The organism is Sedimentibacter acidaminivorans (assembly GCF_017873955.1).
Classification (GTDB): Bacteria; Bacillota; Clostridia; order Tissierellales; family Sedimentibacteraceae; genus Sedimentibacter; species Sedimentibacter acidaminivorans.
This window is the reverse complement of sequence record NZ_JAGGKS010000002.1, coordinates 85,598-99,587: the sequence shown is the minus strand read 5'-3', so window position 1 is coordinate 99,587 and position 13,990 is coordinate 85,598. Positions and strand designations below refer to the sequence as shown.

The following is a 13,990-nucleotide window of genomic DNA, read 5'->3' as shown; positions in this document are numbered from 1 at the left end:
TTTTCATGTATTATAGCGATATAGCTGGTCAAAATGATACTAAGAAATCATTGATAAATACAATTAATAATGACAATGTTTCTCATTGCTATATATTTGAAGGACCTAAGGGTATGGGTAAATACGAACTGTCTTTAGTATTTGCTCAATCCCTATTTTGTAATAACTTTAAAATTAATGAAGAACCATGTAATATATGTGGTGATTGTATAAAGTTTAATTCAATGAACCACCCAGATTTACATGTAATTAATCTTGATGAAAAAACAATTAAGAGAGAAGATATAGATAAATTAATAGAGTCAATAAATAAAAAACCTTATGAAGCAAGTAAGAAAGTATATATTATAAAGGATAGTCATGAAATGACGCCTCAAGCGGCTAATACATTTCTAAAAACTTTGGAGGAACCTCCCAAGGATTCCATTATAATCCTTTTAACAAATAATATTAATTTGCTGATTCCTACAATAATATCTAGATGTCAAGTTATAAAATTTAAAGATATAAATAAAAATGAGATAAAAAATTTTTTAATAGAAAAATACAATGTTGATATTGTAATGGCAGCAGTTATAGCTTATTATTCTAAAGGTATATTAAATAAAGCAATAAATATAATAACAAAAAAAGATGATATAATAGAAAAACGTAAAGTTGTAATCGAACTTTTTGATAATATAATTAAAACTGATTCAGGAATAATATTTGATTTTGAAAAATACTTTGAAGAACAAAAAGATAATATAGATGAAATTATTGAAATTTTGATGTTGTGGATTAGAGACGTTACATTTGTTAAAAACAAAATGGAAGGGCTCTTAATAAATAAAGACTATTTAGAACTAGCAAAAGAACATGCTAAATATATGAGAAACGATAGTTCGGATGATTTAATTGAGAATTTACAACGTATAAGTGATAATATAAAAAACAATGTAAATTATAAGCTTACTATAGACAGAATGTTGCTTAAGATTCAGGAGGTCTTTAAATATGATAAAGGTAGTTGGCGTAAGATTTAAAAAAGCGGGCAAAATATACTATTTTGATCCTGATAAAAAGTGGATAAAAGATGGTGATTTTGTAATAGTAGAAACTGTAAGGGGTATTGAATATGGGCAAGTAGTAGTAGGTCCTAAGCTAGTTAAAGAAGAAGATATAATACAGCCTCTTAAAAAAGTTTTAAGATTGGCAACCGCTGAAGATATAAAGTGCAATCAAGAGAACAAAGAAAAAGAACAACAAGCTTTTGATATATGTTCTAAAAAAATAGAAGAGCATAATCTAGAAATGAAGCTTGTTGACATTGAGTATACATTTGATAATAATAAGGTAATATTCTATTTTACAGCTGATGGGAGAATTGATTTTAGAGAGCTTGTAAAAGATTTGGCATCAATATTTAGAACTAGAATAGAGCTTAGGCAAATAGGAGTACGAGATGAGGCGAAAATGATAGGTGGCCTAGGACCATGTGGAAGGCCAATGTGCTGTTCATCATTTTTAGGGGAATTTTATCCAGTTTCTATTAAAATGGCTAAAGAGCAAAAATTGTCTTTGAATCCTGCAAAAATATCAGGTATTTGTTCAAGACTCATGTGTTGTCTAAATTATGAGCATCATGTATACGAGGAGAATATTAAATGTCTACCTGATGTAGGTGATAAAGTTGTTGTTGTAGGAACTAACAAACGAGGTATTGTAATAGACATTAACCCTTTGTTTAAAACTGCTAAGGTTAAACTTCATAAAGAAGATGGAACAGGTGAAATAGAAGAGCTTAACGGATCTGAATTAAGGGTTCTAGAAGAAGGCGTTATTAAGGTAAAAAGAGTAGAAGAAGTTGATATGAAAGAGTTAATGGAGCTAGAGGATTAGTGAAATATAGAAATAATTAAATTATTTCAACTTATTTTAAAAAAAGGCTTTTAAATATCATAGATTAATGTTAAAATAATAACTGATAAAAATAATGGGGAGGTGAAATTTAAATGTCTTATAAAATTACTGATGCATGTATTAGTTGTGGAGCATGTGAACCAGAATGCCCAGTTGGAGCTATTACTGCTGGAGATGATAAATACGTAATAGATGCTGCTGCTTGTATAGATTGTGGTGCATGCGCTAGCGTATGTCCTGTTGAAGCTCCAGTACAGGAATAATAAATAATTTGGAAAAAGCCTTATATGAGGCTTTTTTTGTTGGAAGATTTTTGATTAAAATTGTTACCATGTGGTATTATAATGTATAAATAGATTAAAAATAATATATTAAATTTAAAGGAGATAATTGATGAAAGAAATAAATGGTTTGGATAAACAAAAAACATTAGTACAAATAGTTCTTGATGAAAAGGAAGTGCCTATGTTGATTAATGATATTGAAGAACTAAATTATGATGATACTAAGTATAAGAGTATTGAAAAGTTTGAATATGATAGAAAAACTATTCTTGAAACTCCATGGGATGTAAGTGCTGTACTTCAAAATAAAAGGAGCAAAATAAGCGAGATAGTTGATTATAATTTGCAGAAGAATGGAATTAAGGATGTTAGCGGTAAAAAAATATTTACTGCACTTAGAGCAAAATATAAATCATCTAATAAAGTTGATGACAATGAGAGAGCGGAAAGAATATAAATTTGCTAATAATAACATTGCAGTATAATTGTACTATATGTTATAATGTGGAATAGTAATTTGCTTAAATATAAAAAGGTTGTGAACAACAAATATGAAAAATAATATTGTAAAGGTATTAAAAAATAGTATAGCTGAAGAATTAGAACTTGAGCCAGGAGATGAATTAATAAGTGTAAATGACTGCGAAATTGTTGATTATATAGATTACAAGTTTCAAATTTCTGACGATACAGTTTTTTTGAAAATTATGAAAAAGGATGGTGAACTTTGGGAATTTGAAGTAGAAAAAGAATATGATGAGGACTTAGGGATTGTTTTTGAAAATCCTCTAATGGACAATATTAAGGTTTGCTCTAATAATTGTATATTTTGTTTTATAGATCAAATGCCTAGAGGAATGAGAAAAACTTTGTATTTAAAAGATGATGACACAAGATTATCTTTTCTATATGGTAATTTTATCACACTTACAAATTTGTCTGAAGATGAAATCAGTAGAATAATTAGATACAGAATTAGTCCAATCAAAGTATCAGTACATACTACTGACAGTGAATTAAGAAAATTCATGATGGGTAATAACAAAGACATAGATATAATAAAATATTTGTCTAGACTTACAGATGCTGGAATAACTGTAGATTGTCAAGTAGTTTTAGTTAGAGACGTAAATGATGGGAAAGTATTAGATAAAACTATTAGAGACTTATCAAAACTCCACCCTAATTTAAGAAGTGTAGCTGTAGTTCCTGTAGGATTAACAGATTTTAGGGATAAACTTTTTGAAATTAAGCCATTTGATAAAGAAAGTTCCTCTAACTTAGTACAACAAGTTACTATACTTCAAGATGAAATGTATAGCAAATTAAAAACGAGGTTTGTTTTTATAGCTGATGAATTTTATATTGCAAGTGGGAAAAAATTTCCGCATTATAGAGAATATGAAAATTTTGACCAACTCGAAAATGGAATAGGGTTATGCAGGTTATTTGAATGGGAAATAGATAATTGTTTAAAGAAAATTGAATATGTAGAAAAGAAAGTGAATAATGAAAAAGAAATAACTATTGTGACTGGTGTTGCAGCATATTATTTGTTAAGCGTTGTATCTAAAAAAATTATGAAAAAAGTTAATGTTAAAATAAATGTTGAGAAAATTGTTAATAATTTTTTTGGAGAAAAAATAACTGTAGCTGGATTAGTTACTGGAAAAGATATTATAAAACAGTTAAAGCATAAAGACTGTGGGCAAATATTAATTCCTAGTTGTATGTTAAATGATGAAAATGGAGTTTTTCTTGATGATTTAACTGTTGAAGATTTAGAAAAGGAATTGAAAACGAAAGTAAATGTATTGAAGGTTGATGGTGAGGAATTAATCAACTTTATTATGCAATAAAATAACGGAGGAAGAAATAATGGCAAGACCAGTTGTAACGATAGTAGGTAGACCAAATGTTGGAAAATCTACACTTTTTAATAGACTTTCTGGTAAAAGAATTTCCATTACGGAAGATACACCAGGCGTAACAAGAGATAGAATTTATTCTGAAGGAGAATGGTTAGATAAACATTTTACTTTGATAGATACTGGAGGAATTGAAACTAATACTACTGATAATATATTGTCGCAAATGAGGATACAAGCGGAAATAGCTATTGAATTAGCTGATATTGTTCTTTTTATGGTTGATGGGAAAGAAGGTGTAACTTCTGCAGATGCTGAAGTAGCACAAATGCTTCGTAAATCAAAAAAAGAAATAATATTAGTGTGTAATAAAATAGACAAGTATGTAAACAACAATAATATTTATGAATTTTATAACCTTGGACTTGGAGAACCAATTGCAATTTCTTCGACAGAAGCTTTGGGATTAGGAGATCTTCTTGATATTGTTATATCAAAATTTGATGATGATTCTGATACCAAGGATGAAGAAGATAGAATCAAAATAGCAGTAATAGGAAAACCTAATGCTGGTAAATCATCAATAATTAATAAAATCATTGGTCAAGATAGAGTTATTGTTAGTGATGTTCCAGGAACAACTAGAGATGCAATAGATACAGAATTTGAAAAAAATAATCAAAAATATACAATTATAGATACAGCAGGGATTAGAAGGAAGAGTAGAGTTAGCGAAGCTGTTGAAAAATATAGTGTTCTTAGAGCGTTTACTGCTGTTGAAAGAGCCGATGTTTGCGTGTTAGTAATTGATGCTGATAAAGGAATTACAGATCAGGATATTAGAATAGCAGGATATGCTCATGATAATTTTAAAGGCATGGTTATAGTTGTGAATAAGTGGGATTTAATAGAAAAGGATGAAAAAACTTTTAAGAAATTCAATGATGATATTAGAAATCAATTTGCTTATATGACTTATGCTCCAATTTTAACAACTTCAGCGCTTACTGGACAAAGAGTTAATAAAATTCTCGAAACAGTCAACGAAGTTTATTCTTTTAGAACTCTAAGAGTATCAACAGGTGTTTTAAATGATATCTTGATAGAGGCTGTTTTAATGAATCAGCCACGAACAGTTAAGGGTAAAAAGTTGAAAATTTTCTATGGAACACAAGTGTCAGTTAACCCGCCTAAGTTTGTGATATTTGTAAATGATAGTACCATCGTACATTTTTCATATCAAAGATATTTAGAAAATAAAATTCGTGAATCATTTGAGTATAAAGGCACACCTATAGTTATGGAATTTAGAAGTAGAAATGAAAAATAATTATATGCAGACGACCATCGCATGTAAACGTAGTGGCAGATGACCCTGTATGCTCATAATTATTGAGAGGAGATTTGTATGAATTACATTATTATTGTTATAATATCATATTTAATAGGTAATCTTTCATTTGCATATATACTTGGTAAATTTATTTTGAAGAAAGATGTAAGAGAATATGGTAGTGGAAATTCAGGAACTACAAATGCTATTAGAGCTTTTGGCGCTAAAATCGGAGTATGGGTATTTGTTGGAGATGTACTAAAAGGTGTTATAGCTGTTTTAATTGGGAAAACAATTAGCGGTGAAATAGGTGGATATATTGCTGGGGCATTTGTTATTATTGGACACAATTGGCCTGTGCTTTTAAACTTTAAGGGAGGCAAAGGCGTTGCAACTACAGTTGGAGTGATGTTAACAATAAATATATTTGTAACTCTAATATGTTTTGCAATAGGCTTGACCATTGCTTTTGCGACTAGAATGGTTTCTCTCGGCTCAATAATTGGGATGTCTTTAGCACCTATAGTAATCATAATATTTGTTAGACCATTTAACACACAGCTTTTTGTTTTTTGCCTGTCTATAGTTCTATTGTCTATTTATAGACATAAAGAAAATATAAAAAGATTAATATCTGGTAAAGAAAATAAATTATAAAAAGTATATAAGTGAGAGAAGGGTTATTTATGAATACACAAATTGCAGTGCTTGGCGGAGGTAGTTGGGGAACAGCTTTGTCTAAGCTTCTTTCTGAAAATAATAATAAGGTTAAAGTATGGATTAGAGATGAAAGGCATTGTAGAGAATTAAGTGACGACAGAATCAATAAAAAGTATTTACCCAATGTAAAAATACCTCAAGATATAGTTTTTACTACAGACATAAATGAAGCAGTAAAAAATGCAGGTGTTATTTTAATTGTTACCCCTACTCAAGTTGTTAGGAATACATTGAAACAAATAAAAGGTGAATATAAAAATGACAAAATAGTTATTAATGCTTCTAAAGGTATTGAAGTTGGAACTTTAAATAGAGTATCTGAAATAGTTTCTCAAGAAACAAGAAATTGTAAGTTTGCAGTATTAACAGGTCCTTCCCACGCTGAAGAGGTTGGTTTATCAATGCCGACAGCTATTACGGTAGCGTGTGAAGACAAGGTTACTGGTGAATTGATTCAAGATTTATTTATGTCAACATATTTTAGGGTATATACGAATGGTGATGTGATTGGGGCTGAACTGGGGGGAGCCTTAAAAAATATTATTGCACTAGGTGCAGGTATTTCTGATGGTGTTGGATATGGTGATAATGCAAAAGCAGCGCTTATGAATAGAGGAATAGTAGAAATAGCAAGGCTGGGTGTTGCGTTAGGAGCTGATATTCATACGTTTTCTGGACTTTCAGGTATAGGAGATTTAATAGTTACTTGTACTAGTTTACATTCAAGAAATAGAAGTGCAGGGTACCTAATAGGTCAAGGATATACTAAAGATGAAGCAGTTAAAAAAGTTGGTATGGTTGTAGAAGGTATTTCAACTACGTATGCAGCATATGACCTTGCAAAAAATCTTAACATTGACATGCCTATAGTTGACGCAATGTATGATATACTTGAAAATAACGCAGATGTAAAAGACACGGTCAACAAATTGATGATAAGAGAAAAAAAGGATGAAAAATTGTAGGGAGTATTTTGTGTTCTTTTGATAGATAGTCTTAAATATATATATTATATATATTTGAGGCTTTTTTATTTTTTTAATTGTTTTTGGAATAAAGACTGCAAAACAGGCATATAAATTATTGTATGTGAAAGTGTATATTAATTAGAGGGGGGATTATTATTACTAATTTAGATATATATGAAGATATAGCAAAAAGAACTAAGGGTGAAATATATTTGGGCATAGTAGGTCCTGTTAGAACAGGAAAATCAACATTCATAAGAAGGTTTTCTGAAAATGTTATGCTTCCAAATATAGATGACGAATACATTAAAGAAAGGGCAAAAGACGAAATGCCTCAAAGCGGTACAGGCAAAACAGTTACAACTACAGAACCTAAATTTGTTCCAGGAAATGCTGTAAAAGTGACATTTAAGGATAATATAAGTGCTAAATTAAGACTTATTGACTGTGTTGGCTATATGATTCCAGGAGCAATAGGAAATATGGAAGGAGAAATTCCAAGACTTGTAAGTACTCCTTGGAATGAAGATCCAATACCATTTGCAGAAGCAGCTGAAATAGGAACAAAAAAAGTTATAAAAGATCATTCTACAATAGGTGTATTAGTTACAACAGATGGGAGTATTACAGACATTAACAGAGATAATTATATAATGGCTGAAGAGAGAGTTGTAAGAGAACTAAAAGAAATTAATAAGCCATTTGTAATTATTTTAAATACCACTCACCCTGAGAATGATAATACGATTGAACTTTCAAAACAATTAAAGGAAAAATATGATGCACCTATAAGAATTGTAGATTGCTTGAATTTAAAAACAGATGATATTGAAGAAGTGCTTGAAGATGTACTATACGAATTTCCAATTAAAGAAATAAATGTTGATTTACCTAAATGGTTTGACGGACTTACATATGAGCATAAATTAAAATATGACTTAATACAAACTTTAAAACAGGATTTTAGTAAGTGTTATAAATTAAGTGATTTTGATGCTACGAAAATTTTCTCTGAAGAAAATGATTATGTAGAAGATTATTATGTAAAGGATATTGAACTTGGTACTGGAAAAATAAATATGAAAATTGACATTGACAATGCTTTCTATTATAAAGTAATCAGTGAACTTTGTGGGGAAGAAATTACAGGAGAGCATCAAATACTGAAACTTATAAGTGATCTTTCTAATTCAAGAGATGAATATAATCGTGTTGAAGTAGCAATTAATGATGCAAGAACAAAAGGTTATGGTTATGTAACTCCTGGAATTTCAGATATGACAATAGATAAACCAGAAGTATTTAAAGATGGTAGCAGATATGGAATTAAAATCAAAGCTCAAGCACCATCACTTCATATATTTAATGCCAGCCTAAATACCGAGGTATCACCAGTAATTGGTAGTAAGGCTCAAAGCGAAGATTTAATAAATCATTTAATTGAGCAAAGTAGGGATAATCCGCAATGTATTTGGGATGCAGAGATATTTGGAAAGACATTGTATAATCTTGTTGAAGAACAACTTCAAGTAAAATTAACTGGAATGCCTGAAAATGCAAGAAAGAAACTTAAGAAAACAATAGAAAAAATAGTAAATGATGGAACAGGAAGCATTATTTTTTTAATAATATAATCATAAATCTAAAAGAGGGGTCTAGGGTCTAGGTTCCCTTTTTAGTTTTTGCAAATAAAAGGTATACAACAACAATATTAAATTGGAGTAATCTGTATAAAAACTAAATTCTGCATTATATTTGTACATCTTGTAGAAAAGTAGGATAATTTAATATAAAATAATTGAAATAATAATAAAAAAGCAGCATATATAACTTGCAAAATAAATGGAATTTGTGCTATAATGTTTATTAATTAATATATATTGGAGGCAAAGGAATAGATGTGGAAGAAAAACTTTGGATTAAAGAATTTTTTCTTTTCTTTTGTCATAGTGTGCATAGTAATATATATATTTCAAAATTACAAAGGTTCTGTAGAAACAATTGTTTCAGAAAAAGGTAGTTTGGAAGATATAATAAATGCTAAGGGAATTATTATAAAAGATGAGGAAGTTTATAGTTCTAGTACAAGTGGTGATATAACATATTATTACAAAGATGGTGAGAAGGTTAAAAAAGGGACCTTAATAGCAGATGTACATACTAATTCTAATTCGTCTCAAATAAAAAATCAGATAGAAGAAATTCAATTAGCAATAGATTATAAAATTAATAATGAAAAGTTAGATCAAAATAAAAATGTAAAAACTTCATTAACAAATGAAGAAACCCTTGAATTTCAAGATATTTTACAAGCTAGTATATTGAATGGAAATTTAGATGAAATATATGATGAAATAAGGCAAGTTAACATTAACTCTATTAGTTTATCGAATAGCAAGTATGATAGTTATGATATTGAAGAGCTCAAATCTATTTTAGATAACTTGACAAAGAGTTTATCAACAAACAATATTCATTGCTATTCTCAAAGTTCTGGAATTGTTACATATAAAACTGACGGACTGGAAGACCTTTATAAATATGAAAGTGTTATGGATCTAACTCCAAGTAATGTTATACAAAAGGATCTTATTGAGCTGGACAGTAGTTTATCAAATGAAGTAACTTCTGGTGAAAAGCTTTACAAAATAATACGTAATTTTAACTACTATATTGCAGCCACTGTAAATAATGAATATGCTAAAAATTTTGAAGCAAATAAATATATAAAAACTAGAATTAAATATGATGGATCAGCAAATGAAGCATGGGGTTATATTAAAAAAATAAATTATGGAAGTGAACAATCAGTATTAATTATATATTTTGATGATTATTTTTATAAAGTATATGATAAAAGATATGTAGATTTGGAACTTATAATAGATGTTCATGAGGGTATAAAAATAAATTCAAAGGCATTGATCGAAAAAGATGGGCTAAAAGGTGTTTATATCAAAGATGCTAGCAACATTGTTAAATTTTTTCCTGTGGAAATATTAGGACAGGATAAAGATGTATCTATTATATATATAGGTAATTATGTTAGTGAAGATAGGCGTAGAGTTATTAATATTTCAGAAAACTCCTATGATACCATTAAAATTTTTGATAAAATTATCATAGAACCAGAAAAAGTATATGAGGGTCAAATTATTGAATAAGAGGTATATTTATGAATTTAAAAGATAACATAGATAATATATTAAATAGAGTAGAACAAGCAGCAAAAATTTCAGGTAGAAGTATTGAAGATATAACAGTTATTGCAGTTTCTAAAACTGTAGATGCTGAAAAAGCAAAGCAAGCAATTGAAGGTGGACTTTCAAATCTTGGTGAAAATAAAGTTCAAGAATTTGTTAATAAGTATGAACAATTGAGTGATATGAATATTAAATGGCATATGATTGGACATTTGCAAAAGAACAAAGTAAAATACATAATAGACAAAGCAGAGTTAATTCATTCTGTTGAAAATATAGATCTTGCTAATGAAATAAATAAGAGGGCTAAACAAAATGAAATTGTATCAAAAGTTCTAATAGAGCTTAACATAGGGGAAGAAGATAGTAAATTTGGTATTAATGCAGAAAATGTATATGATTTTATAAAGGAAGTTAGCAAATATGATAATATAATGGTTATGGGTTTGATGACAGTTGCACCTTATGCTGAAGATCCAGAGGAAGTTAGATGGGTTTTTAAAAAAATGAAAGATATATACAATAATATTTGTAAAATGCAATTAAAAAATACAGACATGAAGTATTTGTCTATGGGAATGACAAACGATTTTGAAATAGCTATAGAAGAAGGTTCAAATATGGTTAGGATAGGTACTGCTATATTTGGTTCAAGAAATTATTAGGAGGAGAATTAAAATGGGTATGATGGAGAAAGTAAAGGATTTTATAGGTATAACAGACTATGATGATGAAGATGATTACGATGATGATTCAACTTCAGATAATAGAAATGATGTAAGGACATCAGATAGAGTGGAAACTTACTCTAGGAAAAATAATGTTATTAAGGTTCATTCTAATGCAGATATGAAGGTTTCAATATGTGAACCTGAAAAGTATGAAGATTGTACAAAAGCTGTAGACGAACTTAAAAGTAGAAAAGTTGTTGTATTAAATATTGAAGGAATTGAACTTGAAGTTCAAAAACAAATTTTTGAGTTCATTAAAGGTTCAGTTTATTCTTTAGAAGCTAGTATTCAGAAAGTATCAAATGGTATTTTTGTTATAGCACCAAACAATGTTCAAATAGATGGACGACTTGGTGAAAGATTTGAAAGGAATTATTTTTACAATAAGTAAATTAGAAATAATTAATAGGTGAATTTATGTATGTAATAAAATATGCACTATCTGTTTTTATCAGGGTTGTAAATTCCTTGATATTAATTAGAGTGTTGTTATCCTTTTTTCCAAATTTAAGGTATTCTAAAATAACAGATATTATCTATCAGTTAACTGAACCTATATTGGCTCCATGTAGAACTATATTAAGCAAGTTTGGTCTTAATACGGGAATGGTTGATTTTTCTCCAATATTGGCATATATGATTTTAAGATTTGTTCAAGTTCTTATATTTTATCTATAGTAGGTTGTGTATTAATGAAAAACTTAGAAAAATATTATGACTTTATTAGAGATGAAGAAACAAAAAATACAGTAAAAAAAATTGCTGACAAAGCGTTATATGTTAACAAGAACTATATTCCTGCCACTACAGAATTTATAAATCCATTTGTGGCAGAGTTAAGTTTACCCATAATAAAAAATTTAGATGTTAAATTTGAAATTTTCCCTTCATATTCTTATTGTGAGAGGAAAGTTTTAATTTTATTTCCTGAATTTCTTGAACAAGTTGATGCGAATGAATTTATTGTTTCCCTTAGAATAAGAAATAAATCGAAATTCAAGACACTTTATCATAAGGACTACTTAGGTTCTATAATGTCAATGGGCATAGATAGAAATAAGACAGGTGATATCTATGTGTATGATGACTATGCAGATATAATTATTCATAGTGATATTGCAGATTATATTGCTTATAATTTAGAATCAATAGGGAAAAATAAAATAGAGATAGAAAAAATTAATATTCAAGAGGTTCATTATAAAGAACAAGAACATAATTTACTAAATATTAATTGCTCTTCTATGCGACTTGATAATATTATAAAAAATATAACAAATAAATCTAGAGAAATTGCATCAGATATTGTAAAGTCAAAAAGTGTCAAAATTAATTGGCAGGTTATAGATAAGGTATCCTATTTGGTAGAAGAAGGGGATATGGTCTCTATTAGTAAATATGGAAGGTATAAAATATCAAAGTTTATGGGGCAAACTAAGAGTGGAAAATATAAAGTTGAAATAAAGCATTACATATAGTAATAATGTAAAAGCAATTCTTTGTGTATTACTACAATAGAGAGGAATTAGGTAAATTAGTTATGAATATTTTTTTTGGAGCAGTTTTTTTATTTTCTATAATATTGGATCAAATAACTAAAAAGTGGGCATTAACAGTTTTGAAAAATGGTAGTTCTATAAAAATAATAAAAGATTTTCTTAGATTTTCATATGTCGAAAACAGAGGTGCAGCCTTTGGTATACTACAGAATCAAATTTGGTTCTTCGTAATAATTACTTTTATTATGATTATATTTTTAGCATATATGTTTTTCAAATATAAAAACATTACAAATGTTTCGAAATTGTCAATTGTTTTAATTGCAGGTGGTGCTATTGGTAATTTTATTGATAGAATTACAATGGGTTTTGTGGTTGATTTTATAGATGTAAGATTTGGCAATTTTTATGATTTTCCTGTTTTTAATGTCGCTGACAGTTTTGTTGTTTGTGGAACTATACTCCTAATAATTCTCATGTTATTTAATAAGTTTGAAAAGAGTGAAAATATTAATGAATAAAATAGTTTTAATTTCCGATATTGAAAATGATAGAATTGATTCATATATTTCAAATCATATAGATGATATATCAAGAAATTCAGTACAGAAACTTATTGCAGATGGAAATATTAAAGTTAACAATAAGTTGATAAAGTCAAATTATAGGCTTAAGAAGAATGATGAAATAGTAGTGATTAAGCCAGAACCAAAAATTTTAGATGTAGTTGCTGAGGATATTGATATAAAAATTGTATATGAGGATAATGATGTTGCAATTATTAATAAATCTCAAGGAATAGTTGTTCATCCAGCTCCTGGGCATTCTTCGGGAACTCTTGTAAATGGACTTATGCATCATTTGGAAAATTTATCGTCTATAAATGGGATTCTAAGACCAGGAATAGTACATAGGCTTGATAAAAATACTTCCGGATTAATGCTTGTAGCAAAAAATGATAAATCACATAATTATTTAGCTGAATGTTTAAAAGAACATTCTATTTATAGAATTTATTATGCACTGGTAGAGGGCAGAGTTAAAGAGGATAATGGAATAATAAATGCACCTCTTGGAAGAAGTGAAAAAGATAGGAAAAAGAGGGCTGTGACAAGTAAAAATAGCAAAGAAGCTGTAACAAATTTTTGGGTAGTAAAAAAATATGATAAATATACTCTGCTAAAATTAAAGCTTGAAACTGGTAGAACTCATCAAATTAGAGTACATATGAAATATATAGGACACCCAGTAGTTGGGGATGATGTATATGGAAGTAAAACTAATAAATTCGGATTATCAGGACAACTATTGCATTCAAAAACACTTGGGTTCATTCACCCATCAACTAAAGAATATATGGAGTTTGATAGTGAATTACCAAGTTATTTTACAAAGGTACTGATAACCATAAAAGAATAATAGAGGAACGGAAAGAATAATTGCGTGAACAATTGTAAAATAGTAAATGGAAGGGTGTATTAT

General features: G+C 28.6%; 16 protein-coding genes. All 16 read left to right on the top strand.

What is annotated here, in order from left to right:
* Positions 1-5: 5 nt before the first annotated feature.
* The 16 genes from J2Z76_RS03705 to J2Z76_RS03630 all read left to right on the top strand — a co-directional run bounded on the left by J2Z76_RS03705 (position 6) and on the right by J2Z76_RS03630 (position 13,927).
* Entirely contained in the window at positions 6-1,025 is a 1,020-nt protein-coding gene (locus tag J2Z76_RS03705) for a DNA polymerase III subunit (protein WP_209510659.1), read from the top strand.
* Positions 997-1,881 (top strand): PSP1 domain-containing protein, encoded by an 885-nt coding sequence (locus J2Z76_RS03700; protein ID WP_209510658.1) that lies wholly within the window; start codon positions 997-999, stop codon positions 1,879-1,881. The genes J2Z76_RS03705 and J2Z76_RS03700 overlap by 29 nt, the downstream gene beginning before the upstream one ends.
* Before the next feature lie 113 nt (positions 1,882-1,994).
* Positions 1,995-2,165 (top strand): 4Fe-4S binding protein, encoded by a 171-nt coding sequence (locus J2Z76_RS03695; RefSeq protein ID WP_209510657.1) that lies wholly within the window; start codon positions 1,995-1,997, stop codon positions 2,163-2,165.
* 130 nt (positions 2,166-2,295) lie between these two features.
* Positions 2,296-2,643: a hypothetical protein gene (locus J2Z76_RS03690; protein WP_209510656.1), complete on the top strand. Its 348-nt coding sequence runs from the start codon at positions 2,296-2,298 to the stop codon at positions 2,641-2,643.
* Positions 2,644-2,737: 94 nt separating this feature from the next.
* Positions 2,738-4,045 carry a DUF512 domain-containing protein gene (locus J2Z76_RS03685; RefSeq protein WP_209510655.1) on the top strand — a complete coding sequence of 436 codons (1,308 nt, stop codon included), beginning with the start codon at positions 2,738-2,740 and terminating at the stop codon, positions 4,043-4,045.
* 19 nt (positions 4,046-4,064) lie between these two features.
* Positions 4,065-5,384, top strand: a complete 1,320-nt coding sequence (gene der, locus J2Z76_RS03680; RefSeq protein WP_209510654.1) for a ribosome biogenesis GTPase Der — start codon at positions 4,065-4,067, stop codon at positions 5,382-5,384.
* A 78-nt stretch (positions 5,385-5,462) separates the two neighbouring features.
* Positions 5,463-6,044: a glycerol-3-phosphate 1-O-acyltransferase PlsY gene (gene plsY, locus J2Z76_RS03675; protein WP_209510653.1), complete on the top strand. Its 582-nt coding sequence runs from the start codon at positions 5,463-5,465 to the stop codon at positions 6,042-6,044.
* A 29-nt stretch (positions 6,045-6,073) separates the two neighbouring features.
* Entirely contained in the window at positions 6,074-7,072 is a 999-nt protein-coding gene (locus J2Z76_RS03670) for an NAD(P)H-dependent glycerol-3-phosphate dehydrogenase (RefSeq protein WP_209510652.1), read from the top strand.
* 134 nt (positions 7,073-7,206) lie between these two features.
* Positions 7,207-8,709 (top strand): stage IV sporulation protein A, encoded by a 1,503-nt coding sequence (gene spoIVA, locus J2Z76_RS03665; RefSeq protein ID WP_342455014.1) that lies wholly within the window; start codon positions 7,207-7,209, stop codon positions 8,707-8,709.
* Between the two features lie 264 nt (positions 8,710-8,973).
* On the top strand, positions 8,974-10,239 hold the full coding sequence (locus J2Z76_RS03660) for a biotin/lipoyl attachment domain-containing protein (protein WP_209510651.1): 1,266 nt from the start codon (positions 8,974-8,976) through the stop codon (positions 10,237-10,239).
* 11 nt (positions 10,240-10,250) lie between these two features.
* Complete coding sequence (locus J2Z76_RS03655; RefSeq protein WP_209510650.1) at positions 10,251-10,943, top strand: YggS family pyridoxal phosphate-dependent enzyme; 693 nt, start codon at positions 10,251-10,253, stop codon at positions 10,941-10,943.
* 13 nt (positions 10,944-10,956) lie between these two features.
* Entirely contained in the window at positions 10,957-11,400 is a 444-nt protein-coding gene (locus J2Z76_RS03650) for a cell division protein SepF (protein WP_209510649.1), read from the top strand.
* Between the two features lie 26 nt (positions 11,401-11,426).
* Complete coding sequence (locus J2Z76_RS03645; protein WP_209510648.1) at positions 11,427-11,687, top strand: YggT family protein; 261 nt, start codon at positions 11,427-11,429, stop codon at positions 11,685-11,687.
* A gap of 14 nt (positions 11,688-11,701) precedes the next feature.
* Positions 11,702-12,487 (top strand): YlmH family RNA-binding protein, encoded by a 786-nt coding sequence (locus J2Z76_RS03640; RefSeq protein WP_209510647.1) that lies wholly within the window; start codon positions 11,702-11,704, stop codon positions 12,485-12,487.
* A gap of 23 nt (positions 12,488-12,510) precedes the next feature.
* Positions 12,511-13,029: a signal peptidase II gene (lspA, locus tag J2Z76_RS03635; protein WP_425347554.1), complete on the top strand. Its 519-nt coding sequence runs from the start codon at positions 12,511-12,513 to the stop codon at positions 13,027-13,029.
* Positions 13,022-13,927, top strand: a complete 906-nt coding sequence (locus J2Z76_RS03630; protein WP_209510646.1) for an RluA family pseudouridine synthase — start codon at positions 13,022-13,024, stop codon at positions 13,925-13,927. Before lspA ends, J2Z76_RS03630 begins: the two co-directional genes overlap by 8 nt.
* Positions 13,928-13,990: the final 63 nt, after the last annotated feature.